We start from the raw sequence: 22,354 nt of genomic DNA on the forward strand, positions 1-22,354 counted from the left end.
CGGGCGCAGCGCAGCGCAGCGGAACACCGCGGTCGCGAACGAAGGGACAGCGCAGTGAGCGTCACCATCACCGACGTCGAGGTGCACGACGTCCGGTTCCCCACCGCGGCGGCCGGCGACGGCTCCGACGCGATCAACCGGGGCGACTACTCGGCTACCTACGTGGAGCTGCGCACCGACGCCGGTCCGACCGGCGCCGGGTTCACCTTCACCAACGGCCGGGGCAACGAGCTGACCTGCGCGGCGGTCCGCGCGCTGGAGCACCACGTCCGGGGCCGGACGGTGGCCGGGATCGCCGCCGAACCGGTGGCGTTCTGGCGCTCACTGGTGGCCGACGTGCAGCTCCGCTGGCTGGGCCCGGAGAAGGGGGTCATCCACATGGCCACCGGGGCGCTGGTCAACGCGGTCTGGGACCTGCGGGCCAAGCTCGCCGGCAAGCCGATGTGGCGGTTCCTCGCCGAGCTGCCCACCGACGAACTGGTCGCCAGCGTCGACTTCCACCACATCACCGACGCGATCACCCCGGACGAGGCGGCCACCATCCTCGACAAGGGACTGGTCGGCGGGGCGGAACGGCTCGCGGAGCTTGAGCAGAGTGGCTTTCCGTCGTACACCACGTCGGTCGGGTGGTTGGGGTATCCGGACGAGAAGGTCCGGGCGCTGACCCGCGAGGCGTACGCCCAGGGGTGGCGGGCGATGAAGATGAAGGTCGGCGGCCCGCCCGCCGACGACCTGCGCCGGGCCCGGATCATCCGGGCCGAGATCGGCCCGGACGCGCTGCTGATGATGGACGCCAACCAGGTCTGGGACGTCGACGAGGCGATCACCAACATGGCCGCGCTGGCCGAGGTGGACCCGTACTGGATCGAGGAGCCGACGCACGCCGACGACATCCTCGGCCACGCCCGGATCGCCCGCGCGGTGACCGCGCAGACCGGCGGCCGGTGCCGGGTCGCCACCGGTGAGGTGGCCGCCAACCGGGTGATCTTCAAGCAGCTCCTCCAGGCCGAGGCGATCGGCGTGATGCAGATCGACGCCTGCCGGGTCGGCGGGGTCAACGAGGTGCTGGCGGAGATCCTGCTGGCGGCGAAGTTCGGGGTGCCGATCTGCCCGCACGCCGGGGGCGTGGGCCTCTGCGAGTACGTGCAGCACCTGGCGGTCTTCGACTTCCTGCGGGTCGGCACCAGCCTGGACGGGCGGATGGTCGAGTACGTTGACCACCTGCACGAGCACTTCGTCGATCCGGTCCGTACCCGGGGTGGCCGCTACCTGCTGCCCACCGCCGCCGGCTACAGCGCCACCATGCGGCCGGAGTCCATCGCGCGGTTCCGCTTCCCGGACGGCCCGGCGTGGCGGTGAGCGTGGGCACCGACCGGCTGGGCCTGGCCACCCTGCGCCGGCTGCCCGAGCAGTGCCGGCCGCTGGTCCGCCCGGGAACGGTGCCGGCCGGCATCGTCCACCTGGGGCTGGGCGCGTTCCACCGGGCCCACCAGGCGGTCTACACCGAGGTGGCGATGGGCGCGGCCGGCGGCGACTGGGGCATCGTCGGGGTCGCCCCGCGCAGCACCACGCTGGTCGAGGCCCTCGCGGCGCAGGACGGGCTGTTCAGCGTCACCACGCTGGCCGCCGACCGGTCCGAGACCCGGGTGGTCGGGTCGCTGGCCGGGGTGCGGCACGCGGCCAGCGATCCGGCGGCGGTGGTCGGGCTGCTCGCCGACCCGGCGATCCGGGTGGTGACGCTGACGGTCACCGAGAAGGCGTACCAGCTCGACCCGGTCAGCGGTGTGCTGCGGGCCGAGGAGGAGCTGACCCTCGACCTGACCACCGACCGGCCCCCGGTGACCGTGCCCGGCCTGCTGGTCCGCGGGCTGCTCGCCCGGGCCGCCGCGCAGGCCGGGCCGATCGCCCTGGTGAGCTGCGACAACCTGCCCGCCAACGGACGCCGGCTGCGCGGGCTGGTGCAGCAGTCGCTGGCCCTGGCCGGGGCGTCGGACAGCACCCTGGGCCGGCTGGCCGCCGAGGTGAGCTACCCGGGGACGATGGTGGACCGGATCGTCCCGGCCAGCACCGCCGAGACGCTGGCCACCGCCCGCACCGCGCTGGGCGTGGACGACCTGGCGGCGGTGGCCGCCGAGCCGTACCGCCAGTGGGTGGTGGAGGACGACTTCCCCGCCGGACGGCCGCAGTGGGAGCGGGCGGGCGCGGTGCTCACCGCCGACGCCGGCCCGTGGGAGCGGCTGAAGCTGCGCGGCCTCAACGGCGTGCACTCGGCGGTGGCGTACCTGGGGGCGGTGGCCGGCCGGGAGACGATCGCGGACGCGCTGGCGCTGCCCGGCCTGGCCGGGGTGCTGCGCCGGTTCGTCGCCGACGACGTGGCGGCCAGCTTCACCCCGCCGGACGGCGTCCGGGTCACCGACTACGGTGACCAGGTGCTGACCCGGTTCGCCAACCCGGCGATCCGGCACCGGACCCTCCAGGTGGCGATGGACGGCTCGCAGAAACTGCCGCAGCGGGTCCTGCACACCGCCGCCGACCTGCGCGCGCAGGGCCGGTCGGCGCACTGGACGGCGCTGGTCGTGGCGGCCTGGCTGCGGTTCCTCGACGGGCGGGCCGACGACGGCGGGTCACTGCCGCTGGACGACCCGCTGGCCGAACGGATCGGGGCCGCGCTCGCCGTCGCCCCGGGCACCCCGGCCGGGACGGTGCAGGCGCTGTTCGCCCTGCCCGAGGTGTTCCCGGCCGCGCTGGCCGCCGACGAGGAGTTCCGCGACGAGGTCGCCGGCTGGCTCGGCGCGCTACGTACGCACGGGGTGGCGGCGACCCTGGCGGGTGCGGCGTGACCGGCCGGGTCGCCGCGCCCCGGGTGGCGATCGTCGGCGCGAACGGGCACGGCCGCTGGCACCGCCGGACGGTCGCCCCGCTGCACGCGGCGGGGCGACTGCGGCTGGTGGCGCTGGTCGACGTCCGGCCGATCGAGGACGAGCCGGCCGCGCCGGTCCCGCCCGGGGTCGGCGTGTACACCGATCACCGGGAGATGCTGGCCGTCGCCCGGCCGGACGTGGTGATCGTGTGCACCCCGCCGCACACCCACCTGCCGATCGCGCTGGACGCCCTCGCCGCCGGCGCGGATCTGCTGCTGGAGAAGCCGCCGGTGCTCTCGATGGCCGAGCACCGGACGCTGGCCGGGGCACTGGCCGCCGGCGGCCGGGCCTGCCAGGTGGGCTTCCAGGCGCTCGGCTCGGCGGCGCTGGCCGAGCTGTCGGCCGCCGTCGGGCAGGGCCGGCTCGGCACGGTCACCGGCATCGCCACGGTCGCCGCCTGGCAGCGGCCGGACGGCTACTACGCCCGGTCGCCCTGGGCCGGCCGGCGCACCCTGGACGGTCGCCCGGTGCTGGACGGCGCGCTGGCCAACCCGCTCGCCCACGCGGTGATGCAGTGCCTGGCGGTGGCCGAGACGGTGGCCGGCGCGCCGGTCCGCCCGACCGGGATCGAGCTGGAGCGGTACCGGGTCCGGCCGATCGAGGTCGACGACACCGCCACCGTGCGGATCGTCACCCCCGGTGGGCCGCCGATCGTGGCGGCGGTGACCCTGGCCGGCGAGGACTTCGTCGCCGGTGAGGTGATCGTGACCGGCACCGCCGGCCGGGCGGTGCTGGAGTACCCGACCGACCGGCTGTCGCTGCCGGGGGACCCGGAGCCCCGGGTGGTGCCGGGGCGGCGCGGCCTGCTGGAGAACCTGCTGGCGCACCGGGCCGACCCGGCCGGGGTGCCGCTGATCGCCCCGCTGGCCCGGACCGCGCCGTTCACCGCCGTGCTGGAGGCGGTGCGGCGGGCGCCCGAGCCGACCCTGCTCGACGGTGACCTGGTGTCGATGACCGGCAACGGCCCGGAGCGGGTGGTCAGCGTACCCGGGGTGAACGCGGCCCTGCGTCGGGCGGCCGAGCAGGGGGCGGTGCTGTCGGAGTTGGCGGTGCCGTGGGCGGTGCCGCCGGTACGCGCGGAGCTGGCGACGGAGGAGGACGGCTGACCCGGGCGAGCCGGCCACGGGCCACGGAAAACCCACTGCACACGACGGGCGACCGTACTGGTCACCGAGTCCGCCGTACCGACGGAACACTTCGGAGAGTCATATGCGTCCACGAGTTCTCGGGGCGGCCCTGGCCGCCCTCCCCCTCCTGCTGGTGCCGGGCGCGGGGGCGGCGTCCGCCGCGCCCGGCGCCGCCGGCGACGGGCTCACCCGGGCCGCCGCGTCGCTGGCCCGGGAGACCCTGCCCGCCGGTGACGGCTGGGCCGCCGAGGGGACCGGCACCACCGGCGGGGCGACGGCCACCGACGACCAGGTCCACCTGGTCCGCAGCCGGGCCGACCTGGTCCGCGCACTGGGTGGCGACAACGCCACCAACCGGGGCAACGCCACCCCCAAGGTGATCGTCGTCGACGGCACCGTCGACGGCTTCGAGGCCGCCGACGGCAGCCTGCGGGCCTGCACCGACCTGGCCGACCCGGAGTACTCGCTGCCGGCCTACCTGGCCGGGTACGACCCGGCGGTGTGGGGCATGGTGCCGCCGACCGGGCCGCTGGAGGCCGCCCGGGTCCGCTCGGTGGCCAACCAGACGAAGCAGACCCAGATCAACGTCGGCCCCAACACCACCATCGTCGGCCTGCGCGGGGCCACCCTCACCGGGCTGACCCTGATGCTCGACGGAGCCAGCAACGTCATCGTCCGGAACCTCACCTTCGACGACGCCCGGGACTGCTTCCCGGCCTGGTCGCCCACCGACGGCGCGACCGGCAACTGGAACTCCCAGTACGACCAGCTCTCGGTACGCCGCAGCGAGCACGTCTGGGTCGACCACAACACCTTCACCGACGGCGACAACCCGGACAGCGGGCAGCCGGTGTACTTCGGCCGGCCGTACCAGGTGCACGACGGGTCGCTGGACGTCACCCACACCGCCAGCCTGGTCACCGCCTCGTACAACCGGTTCGTCGGGCGGGACAAGCTGATGCTGATCGGCTCGTCCAACACCGTCGGGCCGGACGTCGACCGGCTCAAGGTCACGCTGCACCACAACCTCTTCGACAGGGTGCTCCAGCGGCTGCCCCGGGTCCGCTTCGGCCAGGTCGACGTCTACAACAACTGGTACCGGCTGGCCGGCGACGACTTCGAGTACGCGATCGGCGTCGGGGTGCAGTCCGCCGCGTACGTGGAGAACAACTACTTCACCCTCGGCGCCGGGATCACCGCCGACGACCTGCTGTACGACTGGGGCGGCACCGCCCTCACCGCTCGCGGCAACTGGGTGCGTGCCGACGGCGACCGGCCCCGCCCGGTGGACCTGGTGGCCGCCTACAACACGACCCACGATCCCGACCTGGGCGCCGACGCCGGCTGGACGCCGACGTGGCGCGCCCACCGGGCGCTGCCCGCGCCGCTGGTCCCGATCGTGGTCGGGGCGCTCGCCGGCGCCAACCGGCTGCCGCTGTAGAGCCCCGGGCGGGCCGGGCCGTCCCCCGGCCCGCCCGGGAGGTGGGTCGTCGCGTCCGCGCTCCGCGCGGCGGCCCACCCACCCCGTTCTCCACCCCAAAAGGTCCCGCGCCGCTCAACCGGCCCGGTCCCGGCGGGTGGCCTGCCGGCCCCGCCACACCCGTACCAGCACGACCACGACCACCACCGCCAGCACCACCTCGCCACCCAGGCCGAGCCGGTGCTCCAGCACCCGGTACGACGCGCCGGCCAGGTAGCCCAGCAGGCTGACGGCCACCGCCCAGAACGACCCGCCGGTCAGGTTCGCCACCGTGAAGGTGCGGTGCGGGACGCCGGTCATCCCGGCCAGGCCGGGCACCAGCACCCGCAGCGCCGTCACCCAGCGGCCGAACACCACCACCGCCGCGCCCCGGCGGCGGAGCAGGTCCAGCGCCCGCCGTACCTCCCCGGCGCGGACGAACCGGCGCGGTGCCCGGGCCAGCAGCCGGCGGCCGAACCGGCGACCCACCAGGTACCCGGTCTGGTCGCCCAGCACCGCCCCGGCCAGCGCGGCGACCATGACCGCCCAGAGCGGCAGCCGCCCCTCCTGCGCCAGCACCCCGCCCACCAGCACGGCCAGCTCGCCCGGGAAGAGCAGCCCGAGGAAGGTCGACGCCTCCAGCGCGGGCAGCACGAAGACCAGGGTCAGCACCAGGACGGGCGGCAGCGCCACCAGCACCCCGAGCACCCGGTCCACCCGCTGATTGTCACCCGCGACGCCCCCGGCCACCCGCCAACCGGCCCGGCCGGCACCCCGCCGCCGGGCCGGCATTCCGCGGCGGATGGTGGCCGAGGCCAACTCGTCGGCACCCCGCCGCGGACGACGGTTCGGCTGGTCAACGGCCTCTCCGGCACGAGCCGACCCGGTCGCATGCCCGACGGCGGGGCCCGGACGCAGTGAAGATCCGCTATAAGGTAAGCCATGGAGTTCCCGCCGTACCTCGCCTCCATGCCGATGCACGCGATCACCGAGATCCACGGTGAGCCCGGCCTGCTGGCCCGGTTCCGGCTGGAGCTGCGGGCTTTCGCGCCGGCCGACCGGGACCGGCTCACCGCCGCCCTCGACCTGGCCGCCGAGCTGCACCGCGACGACCGCCGGTCGCGCGAGCCGTACCTCAACCACCTGCTCCGGGTGGCGATCCGGATGATGCACCACTATCAGGTGCGCGACGTCGACGTGGTCGTCGCCGGCCTGCTGCACGACGCGGTGGAGGACCATCCGGGCGAGCTGGCCGACGCCGGGGCCGCCGACCCCACGGCGGCGGCGCTGGCCACCCTGGCCACCCGGTTCGGGCCGCGGGTCGCCCGCCTGGTCGCCGCGGTCACCAACCCGGTGTACGCCCCGGACCGGGACCCGCACGTGCAGTACCGCGAGCACGTGGCCGCCAGCCTGGACCGGGAGCCGTGGGCCCGGGTCATCAAGATTTCCGACTTCACCGACAACGGGGTCGGGGTGGTCTACGCCGTCGGCCCGAAGGTGGCCCGGTCGGCCGCCAAGTACCGCCCGCTGGTGCCGATCTTCCGCGACCTGATCGCCCGGCCGGACACCCCGCTGTCGGCACCGGTGAAGCGGCACATCTTCGCCCAACTCGACCTGGCCGAGGAGCGGTTCAGCGCCATCCTCGACCAGCCCAACTGAGCCGCCGGGCGAGACGTCCGGCCAGCCACCGGCTGACCGTGGGTGCCCGGCGCCCACCGGGCACGGCTCACCCGACGAGCCGACGCGAGACGCGAGACGGCGCGGGCCGCGCCCCGAGGCCGGCGGCCCGCGCCGCCGGTCAGCGGGCCGCGCCGCCGGGTGGGACGGCCACGCCGCCACCGCCGAGCACGGCGGCGAGCCGGTGCCGCAGGGCGGGCAGCCGCTCCGGGGTGTCCCGCAGCACCAGGCGCACCGGCTCCCGGGCACCGGCGGCCACCCCGCCGACCACGTCGAGCAGGGTGCCGAGCTGTCCCGGCGGCTCGTCGGCCAGCAGCAGCCCGGCGTCGGTCACCTCCAGGGTGAGCGGGCCGGCGTCGAGCCGGTCGGCCAACACGTCGGCGAGCGCGTCCCAGTTGCGGCCGAAGTGACCGGGCAGGTCGAGGGCGTCGCCGAGCGTGTCGAACAACGCGGGACGGGTCCGGGCCGCCGCCCCGGCGACGGTGACCGGCGGCGTCGGGGGCCCCGACGGCTCCGCCTCGTCGGTCACCCGCAGCCACGCCGGTTGACGCTGTCCGGTCATCGTCCATCCTCCTGGTCGGGTGGGGCGGGCCGGTGGACCGGCCCGCCCCGGTATGCCTCGGTCAGATCCGGTAGAAGTTCGCGTAGTGGTCGGGCGAGAACCAGGTCGCCCCGGTGCTCTTGTTCACCACGATGCGGTACGCGTCCCGCGCCGCCCCGGAGACCCGAGGGTAGACGTCGTACTCGTAGTAGGTGGCGTTGGTGGGAAGCTGGCCCTCGTAGTTGTAGAACCGGCCGCCGGCGAAGTTCGACAGCCCGCCGCTCCAGCTGTACCAGCCGCGGCTGGTCGGGAAGCTCTTGGCGGACCAGCCGGAACGGGCGCTGCGGGCGTCCGCGCAGCGGGTCATCGTGCAGGAGCTGTAGACCGCCGCGGAGGCGGAGTCGGTCAGCTTCGGGGTCACCACGGACGGCCCGACCAGCGCTGCGGCGACCATGGCGGTCAGCAGCGCGAACGTGCCGAGCAGGCGGCGCAGTCGGTGGGCGGGGGTGGCGGGGGGCGCGAGAGTGCTCAACGAGTCCTCCGGGTCGCGGGGGCCAACATGACATCGATCCGGATCGTTTCCGGATCAGCCACATTCTGGCGGGAACGGGACCCGCCGACCAGAGCCCAGCCTGGCAACCGTGGATGAACGCGCCATGATCGGGACGCCACCGCCACCTGAATGGTCAGGTGGCGCGGCTGTCCCGCCGGCACCGATCCGCCCCGCCGTCGGGGCCGGCCCGGCGTCCCGGGACCGGGCGACCCGCGGGCCACCCGGTCCCGGGGTGATCAGCAGCCGATCCGGCTGGTGCCCAGTGCGACGTCGTCGAACCACAGGGTGTCCGCGCCGTCGCCGTAGCTCTCCCAGCCCAGCTTCAGGTCGGTCAGCCGGGGACGCCAGGTGCGGTTGTACCACTGTCCGTCGATGTCGTGGGTGGCCACGCCGTCGGCGGTCAGTCCGGTGACGGCGGCACCGTCGAGCCAGGTGCGCAACTGCCCCTGCGCGCCGTCGACCATGAACTCCAGGCACGACCAGCGACCGGTGGGCAGCGGCACGCTCAGCGCCACCCCGGCCGGGCTCTGCTCGGGCAGCGTCGCGTCGTCGGAGGCGCGGTTCCACTGCAACGCGCCGTTCTGGCCGCCCATCCGCAGGTCACGGTTGCCGTCGGCGGTGTCGGTCATGGCCAGTAGGGTGACGTGCGCCGCCGGCAGGGCGGTGGTGTGACGTACCCAGAGCCGGCCGTACCGGAGGGTGCCCACGCCGCTGAGGTCCCGGTTGGACCGGACGAACACGTGGTTGCAGTACCCGGCCGCGCCGTCGATCCGGATCGACCGGCTCCCGCCGTGCGTGGTCGCCGTGTCCACCGCCGCGCGGCCCGCGCCGGAGCAGTCCGGGTTGACCACGCTCCAGTCGCCGGCCGGGGCTCCGCCGGCCTGGTTCTCGAACCCGTCGCAGAGCACCGCGCCCGCACACCCGGCCGGCGGGTTCGTCGTGGGCGGCGGCGTGGTGGGCGGTGGGGTCGTCGGCGGTGGGGTGGTCGGCGGCGCCGTGGTGGGTGGAGGCGTCGTCGGCGGGGGCGTCGTCGGCGGGGCGGTGGTCGGGGGTGGCGTGACGCCGTTGCACGGTACGCCGTTGAGGGCGAAGCCGGTCGGGGCGGCGGCACCGGAGGTGCTGGTGCCCTGGACGCCGAACTCGGTGGAGCCACCGGCCGGCACGCTGCCGTTCCAGGCGGCGTTGCGGGCGGTGACGGCGGTGCCGGCCTGGCTGACCTGGGCGTTCCAGCCGCCCGTGATCCGCTGGCCGCCCGGGTAGGACCAGGTGACGGTCCAGCTCGTGAGCGCGGTGTCGCCCGGGGAGACCCGGACGTTGGCGGTGAAGCCGCCGGACCACTCGTTGGGCAGGTAGTCGATCCGGCAGCCCTGGGCAGCCGAGGCGGTGCCGGCGGCCAGGGTCGCGCCGACCACCGTCACGGCGGCGACCAGGGTCGCCGCCGCCACGACGGCAGCGGTGGGACGGGTACGGAGAAGCATGGTGTGCGGGTCCTTCCGGCGAGCCGCCGAACGCCGTCGGCGGCGCGGACATGCGCTGACGCCCGCGGGTCGTCACGCGCGACGACGCGGACGACGACCACAGCCCGGCTCGGGCGGACCTACCGCCGCCGACGGCGACCTTGTGGGATCGCGGCACGACGGCACCCGGCACCAATGTAGTGATGTACGCCGATGTCTACAAGCCTCGACGGACCCCCGTCATTCGGCCCTGAAGCCTCGCCGTCCGGCTCAGCGACCGACCGCGAGGTTCGCGCAGTCGGTCTCGTCGGGCAGCAGCGGCCGCAGGGTGACCACCCAGCGCTTCCCGCCGGAGGTCCACGGGGTTGCCGCGTTGGCCTTGGCGGCGGCGGCCATCACCTGCGGCACGGCGGCACCGGTGACCGTCACACAGCCCAGGTCGAGGTTCTGGCCGAGGCTGGTGCCGGGCAGCGCGGGGCCGGGCCAGGCCGCCTCGGGCTGCTTCGCAGCATCGCCGGTGGCGACCCAGGGCCGGGCCACCGCCGCGATGACGGTCGGCTGGTAGGGCTGCGTCTCGGCGTTCGCCGGGTCGGTCAGCTTCTCGGCGAAGGCGCGCAGCTTGTCGCGGGCCGCGCGCTGCTGGTCGGTCAGCCCGGCCTCGGGGCCGGTCGCCTCGGCGAGGGCGTAGACCTCCAACTCCTCGGTGCCGACCGGGCCGCGAACGGTGAACCGGGTGGTGGTCACGTCCGTGATCGACGGGGTGCCCACGTCGACCGTGCTGCCCACCCCGGCGGCGCGGGCCTGCTCGACCAGCTTCGCCACCTCGTCGGCACCGATGGTCCTGACCTGGATGTTGGGCAGGGCGGGGCCGGGATAGCTGAGTGGGACCGGCCCCTGGGTGATCACCCGGCCGTCACCGTAGACACTGACGCCGGGGAGCCGGGTGGCCACCGTCTCCGGCGTCACGAAACCGCCGGTGTAGTCGATCCGCAGCACCGCCACGTCGTCAGGATAGGAAGGTGCGGCGGCATCGGGCGCACCGGTCGGGTCACCCTGCTGGGCGCAGGCAGCCGTGAGCAGGAGCAGCGGTACGACCGCCACCCACATCCCTCGGAGATTCGTCATACCGTTCTGACGCAGCCGGAAACCGGACGGCTCCCACCAATTTCCACCCCCACCACGCCACCCTGAGTAAAAAACGCCGACACGTTGATCAAGAGGTTTACGTCAGGACCACGCCTTCGGATGACCCGAATCTCTTGATCACCGGGCAGCCGCCGCGCTGGAACCTCCCTGCCGGGCCCGCAGGAACTGTCCCAACCCCATGCCGTCCTCGTTGGCCAGGAACGCCCCGCGCGCATTGAGCAGCGTCTCGTCGGCGTGCGCCATGCAGCCCCACACCGTGTCGCCCCACGAGTCGGCGAGCTTGACCTCGGCCGGCTCGGGGCAGGACTCGCCGCGCGGGCCGCCGATCTGGCAGCGGGTGGGCGCGCCACCGCGCCGCCCGACCGCCTCGGCCGCCTCCCGGATCAGCGAGAACCGGGCCTCGCTGCCGGACTCCGGCACCCGCGCCTGCTCCGGTACGGCCCGGCGCTGCCCGAAGAGCACCACGTTGCCGTCGGGGTCGGTGACCCGGCACTCGCCGCCGGGGGCGTGCTCGGGGTAGCCGGCCCGCTCGACGGCGTGCCCGGCGGCGGTGAGCCGCTCGGTCGTCGCCGCCAGGTCCTCCACGTACAGGTAGATCAGCAGGGGTAGTTCGACGGTGACCAGGCGCGGGGTGACCGCGGCGAGCAGCAGGGTCAACTCCCCGCACTGCAGGTACGACCAGCGCGACCCGTGGTCACCCCCGCCGCGCGTCTCGGTGTAGCCGAAGGTCTCGTAGAACCGTCGCGCGGTGTCGGCGTCCGCGACGTACAGCACCGGCACCTGGGCCTGCACTCCACTCTGCACGGGGCCACTCTAGCCACGAATGATCAGCGACTCACGTTTTCCAGATCAGGTTTTTCCGTCCACCTCGTCGACCCTGGTCAGGCCGCCAGCGTGGCGTACCGGCCGGCGCGGGCCAGCAGGGTCTCGTGGGTGCCGTACTCGACGATCCGGCCGTGGTCGACCACCGCGATCTGGTCGGCGTGGCGGACCGTGGAGAGCCGGTGCGCGATGGTGATCACCGTACGGCCCTCGGCGAGCGCGTCGAAGGCCCGCTGGACGGCCCGCTCGGTCTCGGTGTCCAACGCGCTGGTGGCCTCGTCGAGCACCAGGATGCGCGGGTCGCGCAGCAGCGTACGGGCGATGGCCAGGCGCTGCTTCTCGCCGCCGGAGAAGCGGTGGCCCCGGGAGCCGACCACGGTGTCGTACCCGTCGGGGAGGGCGGCGATGAGGTCGTGGATCCGGGCGGCCCGGGCCGCGTCCTCGAGCTGGGCGTCGGTGGCGTCGGGGCGGGCGTACCGGAGGTTCTCCCGCACGGTGGTGTGCAGCAGGTAGGTCTCCTGGCTGACCACGCCCACGACGGCGGCCAGGTCGGTCAGCCGCAGGTCACGCAGGTCGACGCCGTCCACGGTGAGCCGTCCGCTGTCCGGGTCGTGCAGCCGGCTGACCAGGGCGGCGAGGGTGCTCTTGCCGGAGCCGGTCTCCCCGACCAGGGCGAGACTGGTGCCGGCCGGGACGTCCAGGGTGACGCCGGCGACGGCGGCGGTGTCGCTGCCCGGGTAGCTGAAGGTGACATCCTCGACGCGCAGGTGGCCGCGGACCCGGGTCGGGTCGATCACGACCGGCCGGGCCGGGTCGTCCACCTCCACCGGGAGGTCCAGGTACTCGAAGATGCGGGCGAACAGCGCCAGCGAGGCGGTCAGCGTGACGCCGACGTTGAGCAGCCCCATCAGCGGCCGGAACAGCCCGCCCTGGAGGGCGGTGAAGGCGACCAGGGTGCCGATGCTGAGCGTGCCGGCGGTGCCGGGCAGGCCGGCGCCGAGGTAGATGACGGCCGGGATGGCGGCGAAGATGACGGTCATCGTGGCCATCCGCCAACGACCGGCCAGCTCGGAGCGCAGCTCCAGGTCGACCAGCCGGGCCGACGAGGCGGTGAACCGGTCGGTGAGCGCGCCGCCCGCGCCGAGGGTCTTGCTGAGCTGTACGCCGCTGATCGACAGCCCCTCCTCGATGGTGACGTTGAGGTCGGCCAGCTCGCGTTGGCGCTGGGCGGTGATCTCGCGGCGCATGGCGGCGACCCGGCGGGTGAGCCAGATGGCCGGGGGCAGCACCACCAGCGAGACCAGGGTGAGCCGCCAGGAGAGCGCCACCATGGCGACCAGGGTGGCCACCACCGTGGTCAGGTTGGACGCGATCGAGGTGGCGGTGGAGGTGACGACGGTCTGCATGCCGCCGATGTCGTTGGTGATCCTCGACTGCACCTCGCCGGTGCGGGTCCGGGTGAAGAACGCGATCGACTGCCGGTGCAGGTGGGCGAAGACGTCGGTGCGCAGCCGGTGCATGACCAACTGCCCGACCCGGGTGGAGATCCAGGTCTGCACCACGCCGAGCACGGCGGTCACGGCGGCCACCGCGACCATGCCGACGACCAGCCAGACCAGCAGGGTCAGGTCGCGCTCCGGCAGGGCGCGGTCGATCACGGCGCGGAGCAGGAACGGCGAGGCCATCGCGAGCACCGAGGAGACCACGATGATCGCGGTGACCGCGGTGAGCTGCCCACGGTACGCGGTGAAGAGCCGGCCGATGCGGCGCAGCGAGACCTCCCGGGCCTGGGCCTTCTCGGCGGCACTGGCACGCCGGGGGGCGCCGCCGCGGCCCTCCCGGTGGGTGGGGGTGGTGTCCAAGGGGTTCCTCTTCCGTCGGGGGACGATGGACCATTGCTGAGGTTACCTCATCGTGAGGTAGCAACAGGGAGTTCTGCTACCGTATTCCCGTGACCGGCGAGATTCCCGTGCCCGGCGAGGAACCCGGCGCGTCCGAGGAGAGCCTGGCGGAGCTGTTCTGGGCGGTGGCCCGCCGGCTGCGCCACCAGTCCCGGCGCACCCTCGAACCGTGGGAGGTCAACCCCGGACACGCCCGCGCCCTCGCGGTGCTCACCCGGCACGGCCCGATGCGGCTCAGCGCGCTCGCCGACCACCTGCACATCGCGCCCCGCTCCACCACCGAGGTGGTTGACGGCCTGGAGGAACGCGGGCTCGTCGCGCGCCGGCCCGACCCGGCCGACCGGCGCGCGACCCTGGTCGGGCCGACCGACGAGGGCACCCGGGTCGGCGAGGCCATCCGGGCGGCCCGCAACGCCGAGGCGATTCGCTTCTTCGGACACCTCTCCCCCACCGACCACGCCGACCTCACCCGCATCCTGCGTACCCTGCGCGACTGACCCACCGCCGCCCAGCCGAACTCACCGCATCGTGCGTAGCCTGCGCGACTGACCCCCTCCGCTCAGCCGACCTCACCCGCACCTTGAGTACCCTGCGCGGCTGACCCCGCCACTCAGCCGACCTCCAGCCCGACGCACCGCCCCGACGTCCGACCCCACACGCCACTGAGCCCGACGAACCCCTCACTCAGCCCGACGAACCGCCCTCACTCAGCACGGCACACCGCTCGCTCCTCAGCCCGTTGCACCGCCCGCCCCTCAGCCCGTTGCACCGCCCGCCCCTCAGCCCGTTGCACCGCTTATCGGGCCCGGCGCGGGCTCCCCCGCTCAGCCTGGCGCGCGGCGGCTGGCCAGGATCGCCCGGACCTCGTGCCGGACCGCGTCGGTCTCGTACACCAGCCGGTGGTGGGCGAAGCGGACCACGAGGATGCCGGCGGTGGCGAGCAACGCGTCCCGGCGCAGATCGATCTCGCGCTGGCGGCGGTCGCCGTGGCTCGTCGTACCGTCCAGCTCGAAGTCGACCCGCTCCCGCTCGGCGTACACGTCGAGATACATGGTGCGACGGCCGACGACGATCCGGACCTGTCGGTGGAACGGAGGCAGACCCGGGCCGGTGAAGACGTGATCGTGTCCCCAGATCTCCAGCGGGCTCCGGCAGCCGTCGGCGAGCCGGTCGAGCAGGGTACGCAGTTGCGCCCGGCCGCCGAGCTTCGGCGCGGCGGCGAGGGCGGCCTCGACCCGCCCCGGTGTGGTGAACCGGTCGTTGACGGCCCTGATCACGGGCGCGGAACGGTCGGCGGGCGGCAGCAGCGGCCAGGCGTCGACCAACGCCCGCTCCAACCGCACCACGGGCACACCCGACCGGACGACCGCCTCCGGCGGCCCCGCCGTGAAGCCGTGGCGGTGGTGCACGACAAGGTACGGCCGGGAGCGGAGCGCCGAGTCGCGCGGCACGTCCAGGTGCACGGGCTCGTTGTCGGGCTGCCGGCGCAGCCCCCACACGTCGAGCGCGCTGACGCTGCCCAGCGCCGCCCTCCCGTCGGCCCAGGCCAGCGCGGCGCGCCGACGCACCCCCAACCCGAGCCGCCCCAACACCCCCGCCCCCACCCCGAAAGCTGAACCCGCCCCCAATGCCCCTGCTGAACCCGCCTCCGAAGCCACCTCCAAAGCCACTCCCGAAGCCACCCCCGAAGCCACCTCCAAAGCCACTCCCGAAGCCGAACCCAGACCCGGACCCACCCCCGAAACCGGACCCGCTCCCACCCCCGAACCCGCCCCGACGCCTCCCGATGCTTCCCGCTCCGCGCCGCCCCTGAGCAGCGCGACGTCGACGTAGACCCCGGGCAACACCCGACGCAGCTCTCCCGCCCGGCACGCGTCCCACCACACCCACCTCGGCACGACCTGAGCCGCCACCGCACGGGTCACCAACCCGCCACCCCGACTCACCAGTTCCCCCAACACCGCATGCACACCCGCCACCCAACCTCCCACCCCGCCCCGCCGCCCATCCCCTGTGGACAACCCCACCCCCTGTGGACAACCCACCCATCCCCACCTCGTCTGCTATGGCGGCAGCCATGATCGAGTGGGCAATCCCGAGTCAACACGCCGGGAACAGGCCCAGGAAATCGTCACCCGATCACTGGAGGACGGCGGCTCAAAATAAGCGCAGAGCAGAGCGGAGCAGCGCAGCACAGCACGGAGCAGCGCAGCACAGCACGGAGCAGCGCAGCGCGGAGCAGGACGGAGCAGCAGGGCGCAGCACGGAGCAGCGCGGCTGGTGGCCACCTTCGAGTCCAGGTCATCGGTGGCGGCCCACTCGTCGTAACGGCGGTGGAGATCGGCACGCCGCCGGGGCGGGTCCCGTCGGCAGAGGCAGGGTTGGGGGTGGCGGGGTCGGCAGAGGCGGGTCGGGGGTGGCGGGGTCGGGCGCGGCCGGCCCGCGCGAGGGTGGACGCGTAGCCGGACCGGGTCGGGGTATGCGCGGCGGCGTGCGGGTGGTGGTGGTCGGCGGCGGGTTCTCCGGGCTCGCCGCCGCGTCGGCGCTGCACCGGGACGGGGCCCGGGTGCGGGTGCTGGAGGCGCGGGGCCGGGTCGGCGGGCGGGTGCTCACCCGACGGTTGGCCGACGGCACCCCGCTGGACCTGGGCGCGCAGTGGATCGGCCCGACCCAGGACCGGATGGCCGCGCTGGTGGCCGCGCACGGCCTGGCGACCTTCCCGTCGGCCGCGTACGGCGCACCGGTGGTGCGCTGGGACGGCCGGCTGCGGGACGCCCCGCCGGAGTCGGCGCAACGCCTGGTCGCCCTGCTGGACGCGTTCGCCGTCGAGGTGGATCCGGCGGCCCCGTGGCGGGCGGCGCGGGCGGCCGAGTGGGACCGGCTCACCCTCGGCGGGTGGCTGGCCACCGCCGCGCCCGACCCGGTGACCGCCCGGTACGTCGGGCGGCTGCTCGCCGGTGGGCTGCTCGCGGCGGACCCGGACGGGGTGTCGCTGTTGCAGATGCTGTTCTACCTGCGCAGCGGCGGTGGCAGCGGGTTGCTGCTGGGGATGGCCGGCGGGGCGCAGCAGGACCGGATCGTCGGCGGCCCGGCCGCGTTGGCCGACCGGATGGCGGCGGCGCTGCCACCGGGGACGGTGGTGTGCGGGGCGCCGGTGCGGTCGATCCACCAGGACGGCCTCGGTGCGGTGGCGTACACCGATGGCGGCGGGTACCGGGCCGTGGTGGTGGCGGTGGCGCCGGCGCTGGCCGGCCGGATCGGGTACGCCCCGGCGCTGCCCCCGCTGCGCGACGGGTTGACCCAGCGGATGCCGATGGGGTCGGCGCTGAAGCTGCACGCGGTCTACCCGGAGCCGTTCTGGCGGGCCGGCGGCCGGTCCGGGGTGACCACCGCGGCCGAGGGGCCGGTCACCGAGACGGTGGACAACTCCACGCCGGACTCGCCGCGCGGGGTGCTCACCGCGTTCAGCTACGGCGGGCCGGCCCGCGAGCTGCGCCGGCTGTCCCCGGAGGCGCGCCGTGCGACGGTGCTGGCCGCGCTGGCGGACCTGGTCGGCCCGGCCGCCGCCGAGCCCGACGACCTGGTCGAGTACGACTGGTCGGCCGACGAGTGGACCAGGGGTTGCTTCTGCGGGATGCTGATCCCGGGTTCGTGGGTGGACCACGGGCCGGAGCTGCGCCGCCCGGTGGGGCGGGTGCACTGGGCCGGGACCGAGACGGCGACCCGGTGAGCCGGCTACCTGGAGGGTGCGGTGCTGGCCGGCGAACGGGCGGCAGCCGAGGTGCTGGCCGGCGAGCGGAGGGCAGCCGAGGTGCTGGCCGGGCCGGCCGGCTGAGCAGTCGAGTCGACCCGCACCGCACCCACCTGGTTCTATAGATAATTTTGCCTGTATCTATTGAAAAGTTTCTCCACCCGTGACCTAATACCTGACAGTTCCTTTCGCCGCTCCCGCCGCCCCCGCGGCAACCCCTCAGGGAGGAAAGATGAACCGTCTCCGCGCGGCAGCAGCCGCACTGCTGGCGACCGCCACACTGGTCGCCAGCGCCACCCTCGGCGCGGCTCCGGCCGCCGCCGCCCCGGCCGGCCTGGCCGGCATGGACGTCTCCAGCTACCAGGGCAACGTCAACTGGTCCGCCGCCTGGAACAACGGCGCCCGGTTCGCCTACGTCAAGGCCACCGAGGGCACGTACTACACCAACGCGTACTTCGCCCAGCAGTACAACGGCTCCTACAACGTCGGGATGATCCGGGGCGCGTACCACTTCGCCCGCCCGGACACCACGACCGGCGCCACCCAGGCCAACTACTTCGTCGACCACGGCGGCGGCTGGTCCAAGGACGGCAAGACCCTGCCCGGCGCGCTGGACATCGAGTACAACCCGTACGGCGCGACCTGTTACGGGCTGAGCCAGAGCGCGATGCGTAGCTGGATCGCGTCGTTCGTCAACCAGTACCACGCCCGCACCGGGCGCTGGGCGACGATCTACACCACCACCGACTGGTGGACCACCTGCACCGGCAACTACAGCGGGTTCGCCGCGAACAACCCGCTCTGGATCGCCCGGTACGCCGGCACGGTGGGCACCCTGCCGGCCGGCTGGTCGACGTACTCGTTCTGGCAGTGGGCGTCGTCGGGCACCTTCCCGGGTGACCAGAACGTCTGGAACGGCACCCTCGACCGACTGAAGGTGCTGGCCTGTAACGGCACCTGCTGACCGTCCCGACCGGCGGCGGGCCGCTCCCGGCCCGCCGCCGGCACGTCCCCTCCCCCGAGGAGTCCGCCATGTCCGTACCCGTGTCCCGCCGGAGCGTGCTGCGCGGCGCGGTCCTGCTCGGCGCCGCCGCCGGCGCCACCGCCCTCGCCCCGGGCGGCGACCTCCCGGCCCGGGCCGTCGCCGCCCAGATCGACCAGCCGGTCATCGCCAACTGCGCCACCTGGGGCGCGCGGCCACCCTCGTCGCCGGTCAGCCTGGTGCAGAGCCGCCCCAACAAAATCATCATTCACCACACGGCGTTCCCGAACTCGACCGACTACAGCCTGGCCCAGGCATACGCCAACTCCCGGGAGATCCAGGACCTGCACATGGACGGCAACGGCTGGCTGGACTCCGGGCAGCACTTCACCAACAGCCGGGGCGGGTACCTCACCGAGGGCCGGCACGGCAGCCTCTACGCGCTGCTGCACGGGCAGACCATGGTGCAGGGCGCGCACTGCGTGGGGCAGAACAGCCAGGCGATCGGCATCGAGAACGACGGCATCTACCTCGACGTACAGCCGCCGCAGGCGCTCTGGAACAGCCTGATCACCTTCTGCGCGTTCACCTGCCAGCAGTACGGCATCCCGGCCACCCAGATCTACGGCCACAAGGACTTCAACGACACCCAGTGCCCCGGCCTGCTGCACGACCGACTGCCCGAGCTGCGCTCCGCCGTCGCCGCCCGCCTGGGCTGATTGCTTATATAAGCCCGTCCTGATACAAAGGGTCCGTGCACGCCTTCGACGTCCTCGGCGACCCGGTGCGCCGGCGCATCCTCGAACTGCTCGCGCAGGGCGAGCGGAGCGCCGGCGGGGTCTGCGCGGTCATCCAGGACGAGTTCGGCATCTCCCAGCCCGCCGTCTCCCAGCACCTCAGGGTGCTGCGGGACAGCGGCTTCGCCACCGTGCGCCCGCAGGGCTCCCGGCGGCTCTACACGGTCGACCCGGCCCCGCTGCGGGAGGTCGACCAGTGGCTGGAGGGGTTCCGCCGGTTCTGGACACCGGCGCTGGACGCCCTCGCCACCGAACTGGCCCGAGGTCGGCGCGAACGGCGGACGCACCGCACGACGGACGACCCGACCCAGGACAGGAGCACACCATGATCGAGACCACCCACCAGATCAACGCCGTACGACGGACCATCGGCACCCGCATTCTGGAGGCCGGCGAGGCACGCGTACTGACCATCAGCCAGACGTACGACACGACGCTGGACGACCTCTGGGACGCCTGCACCAGTGCCGAACGCATCCCGCGCTGGTTCCTGCCCGTCTCCGGCGACCTGCGACTGCACGGCCGATACCAGTTCGAGGGCAACGCGGGCGGCACGGTCGAGCGCTGCGATCCGCCGAAGAGCTTCGCCGCCACCTGGGAGATGGGCGACGAGATCAGCTGGGTCGAGGTGCGGCTGAGCCCCGAGGACGACGGGCGGACCCGGTTCACCCTGGAACACATCGCGCACGTCGACGACGCGCGCTGGACCGAGTACGGGCCGGGCGCCGTCGGCGTCGGCTGGGACATGGGGCTGGTCGGCCTCGCCATCCACCTGTCCACCGGTGGCGCTCCCGTCGACCGGGCGGCGGCCGCCGAGTGGATGGGCTCCGACGAGGGCCGGCGCTTCGTGACGCTGAGCGGCCAGCACTGGGCCGAGGCCGACATCGCCAGCGGCACCGACCCGGAGGTCGCGCGGGCCGCCGCCGGCCGGACCATCGCCGCCTACACCGGCGCACCGGCCGACTGACCCAGGTGCCCGCTCGCCGCGCACCGGAAGGCCGCCCGGCTGCTCACCACCGCCGAGTACGACGTCGCCCCGACCAGGTGGCCGGCTTCCCGCGCCGGGCCGACCGGGCGGAGCCACGCGCGGACGAACCGGGGCTGCTCGCCGCGCGTGCGGGCGGTCCGGAGTTCACCGCCAGCCCGTACCTCACCCCGGACGGCACGCGCCGCCGGCCGGCCTGCCCGGAGCGCACCGCCACCCGGGGCGGTAACGTGCGGCGGCATGACCGGCTCTCCGTACTCGCACTGCTCCTCCTGCGGCGCGGCCTACCCGGCGGGCGCCGGCTGGCCCCGGGTCTGCGCGGTCTGCGGGGAGCTGGTGTGGCGCAACCCGACGCCGGTCGCGGTGGCGCTGCTGCCGGTACGCACCGACGCCGGCCTCGGCCTGGTGGTGGTCCGCCGGAACATCGAGCCGGCGCGGGGGCTGCTCGCGCTCCCCGGCGGCTTCGTCGAGTACGGCGAGGAGTGGTCCGAGGCACTGGTACGGGAGCTGCGCGAGGAGACCGGGCTGGTCGACGAGGCGGAGCGGGCGCGGCTGTTCGCGGTGCACGGGTCCCCGCACGGCGGCACCATGATGATCTTCGGTGAGCTGCCGGAGCGGCCGGCGGCGGGGCTGCCGCCGTCGGCGCCCACCGAGGAGGCCACCGAGTGGCTGGTCCTCACCGAGCCGGTCGAGCTGGCCTTCTCCACCCACACCCGGGCGATGGCCGACTTCTTCGCCCGCCACCCCTGACCAGCAGCCGGGCCTGGTCGCCGCCGGGGTGGTGACGCAGGCCACCGCTATCTGACCGAACGGCCGGCCCGTCCCGACCGGCGGCTCTGCCCGGCGACAACTCCTACTGATTCAATAGGAGTTACCCGCCGAGCCGAAGGAGTCCCGGTGCCCTCCACCCTCTCGTACGACGAGGCCGACCACGACGCCCGCCGGGCCCGGCAGTGGCTGTCCGGCCGGGCCCGGGGCACCGGGGTGTCCCGTACCGACCTGGTCGAGTTGGGCGCGGCGATGAGCGCCCTCGCCGCCGCCGCCGACGAACGCGGGCCGGTCGCGCTCGCCGCCGACCCGGTCGGGGTCGACCCGGGCATCGTCAAGCCGCTCGCCGCCGAGATGCTCACCCCACTCGACGGCAACGCCGAGATGCGCTGGGAGTCGATGGCCGGGCAGGGGTACGTGGTGCCCACCGACCGCTTCTTCGTCCGCAACCACACCCGCACGCCCCGGCTCGACGCCGCCACCTGGCGGCTGCGCCTGCACGGCGACGGGCTGCGCGGCGCGCCGACCCGGGACGCGCCGGTCGAGTTCGGCTACGACGACCTGCGGGCGCTGCCCGCCGTGGAGATCCCCGCGCTGGTCGAGTGCGCCGGCAACGGGCGGCACTTCTTCGCCGCCCAGCAGGGTACGCCGACCCCGGGGGTCGACTGGCGGCTCGGCGGGGTCGGGGTGGCCCGCTGGCGCGGTGTCCGGCTGGCCACCGTGCTGCGGCAGGCCGGGCTGACCGCCGACGTGGTGGACGTGATGCCGGAGGGCCTGGACCCGGAGTACGTCACCGGCGGCGTGAACCTCGGCCGGGTACGCCGGCCGCTGCCGATCCGCAAGGCCCTCGACGACGTGCTGCTGGCGTACGAGATGAACGGCGCACCGCTGCCGCCGGACCACGGCTTCCCGGTGCGGGTGGTGGTGCCCGGCTGGATCGGGATCTCCTCGGTCAAGTGGGTCGGTGCGGTGGAGGTCTCCACCACCCCGCTGTTCTCGCCGTGGAACACCCGCTTCTACCGGATGTTCGGCCCCGGTCGACCGGTCGGTGGCGGCCCGGTCGAGGCCCAGCCGGTCAAGAGCGCGTTCGAGCTGCCCTGGGCCGCCCGGCTGCCGTCCGGGACCGAGGTCACCCTGACCGGTCGGTCCTGGTCCGGTGCCGGCCCGATCGACCGGGTCGAGGTCTGCACCGGCGACGGCTGGCGCCCCGCCGAACTGGTCGAGGCGGACCGGGGCGGGCCGTGGCAGCGCTGGCGGGCGCGTTGGCGTCCACCGACGCCGGGCCGGTGGACGCTGCGCGCCCGGGCGGTGGACGTCACCGGCGCGGGCCAGCCCGAGCGGGCCCGGCACAACGACCTCGGCTACCTCTTCGACGGTGTGGTCCGGCACCCGGTGACGGCGGTCTGACCCCGTCCGGCTGGCGGGCCGGCTCCCGGCGCGGAGGGGTCGCCGGGAGCCGGCCCGCCA

General features: G+C 74.4%; 21 protein-coding genes. 13 read left to right on the forward strand and 8 right to left on the reverse strand.

Features of this window, described 5'->3' with window-relative positions; translation table 11 throughout:
* Positions 1-54: 54 nt before the first annotated feature.
* The 4 genes from ACIQG9_RS00925 to ACIQG9_RS00940 all read left to right on the forward strand — a co-directional run bounded on the left by ACIQG9_RS00925 (position 55) and on the right by ACIQG9_RS00940 (position 5,489).
* On the forward strand, positions 55-1,359 hold the full coding sequence (locus tag ACIQG9_RS00925; protein WP_400396857.1) for an enolase C-terminal domain-like protein: 1,305 nt from the start codon (positions 55-57) through the stop codon (positions 1,357-1,359).
* Entirely contained in the window at positions 1,350-2,840 is a 1,491-nt protein-coding gene (locus tag ACIQG9_RS00930) for a mannitol dehydrogenase family protein (protein ID WP_400396859.1), read from the forward strand. The genes ACIQG9_RS00925 and ACIQG9_RS00930 overlap by 10 nt, the downstream gene beginning before the upstream one ends.
* Positions 2,837-4,027, forward strand: coding sequence for a Gfo/Idh/MocA family protein (locus ACIQG9_RS00935; protein ID WP_400396862.1), 1,191 nt, complete (start codon positions 2,837-2,839; stop codon positions 4,025-4,027). The genes ACIQG9_RS00930 and ACIQG9_RS00935 overlap by 4 nt, the downstream gene beginning before the upstream one ends.
* Before the next feature lie 103 nt (positions 4,028-4,130).
* Positions 4,131-5,489 (forward strand): polysaccharide lyase family 1 protein, encoded by a 1,359-nt coding sequence (locus ACIQG9_RS00940; protein ID WP_400396864.1) that lies wholly within the window; start codon positions 4,131-4,133, stop codon positions 5,487-5,489.
* Positions 5,490-5,603: 114 nt separating this feature from the next.
* Here the strand turns inward: ACIQG9_RS00940 and ACIQG9_RS00945 are convergent, their stop codons facing one another.
* Positions 5,604-6,224: a DedA family protein gene (locus ACIQG9_RS00945; protein ID WP_400396867.1), complete on the reverse strand. Its 621-nt coding sequence runs from the start codon at positions 6,222-6,224 to the stop codon at positions 5,604-5,606.
* A gap of 225 nt (positions 6,225-6,449) precedes the next feature.
* Here ACIQG9_RS00945 and ACIQG9_RS00950 point away from each other — a divergent pair, with 225 nt between their 5' ends.
* Positions 6,450-7,166 (forward strand): HD domain-containing protein, encoded by a 717-nt coding sequence (locus ACIQG9_RS00950; protein ID WP_400396870.1) that lies wholly within the window; start codon positions 6,450-6,452, stop codon positions 7,164-7,166.
* Between the two features lie 139 nt (positions 7,167-7,305).
* Here ACIQG9_RS00950 and ACIQG9_RS00955 read toward each other — a convergent pair whose 3' ends face one another.
* The 6 genes from ACIQG9_RS00955 to ACIQG9_RS00980 form a co-directional block, all read right to left on the reverse strand.
* Entirely contained in the window at positions 7,306-7,746 is a 441-nt protein-coding gene (locus ACIQG9_RS00955) for a barstar family protein (protein ID WP_400396872.1), read from the reverse strand.
* A gap of 61 nt (positions 7,747-7,807) precedes the next feature.
* The gene (locus ACIQG9_RS00960) at positions 7,808-8,257 is read right to left on the reverse strand and encodes a ribonuclease domain-containing protein (RefSeq protein ID WP_400396875.1); all 450 of its coding nucleotides are present in this window, start codon (positions 8,255-8,257) and stop codon (positions 7,808-7,810) included.
* 257 nt (positions 8,258-8,514) lie between these two features.
* The gene (locus ACIQG9_RS00965; RefSeq protein ID WP_400396878.1) at positions 8,515-9,756 is read right to left on the reverse strand and encodes a cellulose-binding domain-containing protein; all 1,242 of its coding nucleotides are present in this window, start codon (positions 9,754-9,756) and stop codon (positions 8,515-8,517) included.
* Positions 9,757-10,005: 249 nt separating this feature from the next.
* Complete coding sequence (locus tag ACIQG9_RS00970; protein WP_400396881.1) at positions 10,006-10,860, reverse strand: hypothetical protein; 855 nt, start codon at positions 10,858-10,860, stop codon at positions 10,006-10,008.
* Positions 10,861-10,998: 138 nt separating this feature from the next.
* Positions 10,999-11,685 (reverse strand): VOC family protein, encoded by a 687-nt coding sequence (locus tag ACIQG9_RS00975; RefSeq protein WP_400396884.1) that lies wholly within the window; start codon positions 11,683-11,685, stop codon positions 10,999-11,001.
* 77 nt (positions 11,686-11,762) lie between these two features.
* The gene (locus ACIQG9_RS00980; RefSeq protein WP_400396887.1) at positions 11,763-13,565 is read right to left on the reverse strand and encodes an ABC transporter ATP-binding protein; all 1,803 of its coding nucleotides are present in this window, start codon (positions 13,563-13,565) and stop codon (positions 11,763-11,765) included.
* A gap of 89 nt (positions 13,566-13,654) precedes the next feature.
* Between ACIQG9_RS00980 and ACIQG9_RS00985 the strand changes: the two genes are divergently transcribed.
* Positions 13,655-14,101, forward strand: a complete 447-nt coding sequence (locus ACIQG9_RS00985; protein ID WP_400396890.1) for a MarR family winged helix-turn-helix transcriptional regulator — start codon at positions 13,655-13,657, stop codon at positions 14,099-14,101.
* A gap of 327 nt (positions 14,102-14,428) precedes the next feature.
* Here ACIQG9_RS00985 and ACIQG9_RS00990 read toward each other — a convergent pair whose 3' ends face one another.
* Positions 14,429-15,196 (reverse strand): DUF559 domain-containing protein, encoded by a 768-nt coding sequence (locus tag ACIQG9_RS00990; protein ID WP_400396893.1) that lies wholly within the window; start codon positions 15,194-15,196, stop codon positions 14,429-14,431.
* Between the two features lie 887 nt (positions 15,197-16,083).
* Here ACIQG9_RS00990 and ACIQG9_RS00995 point away from each other — a divergent pair.
* The 7 genes from ACIQG9_RS00995 (at position 16,084) to ACIQG9_RS01025 (ending at position 22,294) form a co-directional block, all read left to right on the forward strand.
* On the forward strand, positions 16,084-17,334 hold the full coding sequence (locus ACIQG9_RS00995; protein WP_400396896.1) for a flavin monoamine oxidase family protein: 1,251 nt from the start codon (positions 16,084-16,086) through the stop codon (positions 17,332-17,334).
* 253 nt (positions 17,335-17,587) lie between these two features.
* On the forward strand, positions 17,588-18,319 hold the full coding sequence (locus tag ACIQG9_RS01000; protein WP_400396898.1) for a lysozyme: 732 nt from the start codon (positions 17,588-17,590) through the stop codon (positions 18,317-18,319).
* A gap of 68 nt (positions 18,320-18,387) precedes the next feature.
* Complete coding sequence (locus ACIQG9_RS01005) at positions 18,388-19,056, forward strand: peptidoglycan recognition family protein (RefSeq protein ID WP_400396901.1); 669 nt, start codon at positions 18,388-18,390, stop codon at positions 19,054-19,056.
* 35 nt (positions 19,057-19,091) lie between these two features.
* Complete coding sequence (locus ACIQG9_RS01010; RefSeq protein ID WP_400396903.1) at positions 19,092-19,463, forward strand: ArsR/SmtB family transcription factor; 372 nt, start codon at positions 19,092-19,094, stop codon at positions 19,461-19,463.
* On the forward strand, positions 19,460-20,101 hold the full coding sequence (locus ACIQG9_RS01015) for an SRPBCC family protein (RefSeq protein WP_400396906.1): 642 nt from the start codon (positions 19,460-19,462) through the stop codon (positions 20,099-20,101). The genes ACIQG9_RS01010 and ACIQG9_RS01015 overlap by 4 nt, the downstream gene beginning before the upstream one ends.
* 258 nt (positions 20,102-20,359) lie before the next feature.
* The gene (locus tag ACIQG9_RS01020) at positions 20,360-20,869 is read left to right on the forward strand and encodes an NUDIX domain-containing protein (protein ID WP_400396908.1); all 510 of its coding nucleotides are present in this window, start codon (positions 20,360-20,362) and stop codon (positions 20,867-20,869) included.
* A 147-nt stretch (positions 20,870-21,016) separates the two neighbouring features.
* Positions 21,017-22,294: a sulfite oxidase gene (locus ACIQG9_RS01025; protein ID WP_400396911.1), complete on the forward strand. Its 1,278-nt coding sequence runs from the start codon at positions 21,017-21,019 to the stop codon at positions 22,292-22,294.
* Positions 22,295-22,354 lie beyond the last annotated feature (60 nt).

The organism is Micromonospora sp. NPDC092111 (assembly GCF_044755745.1).
Classification (GTDB): Bacteria; Actinomycetota; Actinomycetes; order Mycobacteriales; family Micromonosporaceae; genus Micromonospora.

Coding starts and splice junctions, on each gene's coding strand:
- ACIQG9_RS00995 (WP_400396896.1), top strand. CDS start 16,084: ATGCGCGGCGGCGTGCGGGTGGTGGTGGTCGGCGGCGGGTTCTCCGGG.
- ACIQG9_RS00970 (WP_400396881.1), bottom strand. CDS start 10,860: ATGACGAATCTCCGAGGGATGTGGGTGGCGGTCGTACCGCTGCTCCTG.
- ACIQG9_RS01000 (WP_400396898.1), top strand. CDS start 17,588: ATGAACCGTCTCCGCGCGGCAGCAGCCGCACTGCTGGCGACCGCCACA.
- ACIQG9_RS01005 (WP_400396901.1), top strand. CDS start 18,388: ATGTCCGTACCCGTGTCCCGCCGGAGCGTGCTGCGCGGCGCGGTCCTG.
- ACIQG9_RS00950 (WP_400396870.1), top strand. CDS start 6,450: ATGGAGTTCCCGCCGTACCTCGCCTCCATGCCGATGCACGCGATCACC.
- ACIQG9_RS01015 (WP_400396906.1), top strand. CDS start 19,460: ATGATCGAGACCACCCACCAGATCAACGCCGTACGACGGACCATCGGC.
- ACIQG9_RS00940 (WP_400396864.1), top strand. CDS start 4,131: ATGCGTCCACGAGTTCTCGGGGCGGCCCTGGCCGCCCTCCCCCTCCTG.
- ACIQG9_RS01020 (WP_400396908.1), top strand. CDS start 20,360: ATGACCGGCTCTCCGTACTCGCACTGCTCCTCCTGCGGCGCGGCCTAC.
- ACIQG9_RS00965 (WP_400396878.1), bottom strand. CDS start 9,756: ATGCTTCTCCGTACCCGTCCCACCGCTGCCGTCGTGGCGGCGGCGACC.
- ACIQG9_RS00955 (WP_400396872.1), bottom strand. CDS start 7,746: ATGACCGGACAGCGTCAACCGGCGTGGCTGCGGGTGACCGACGAGGCG.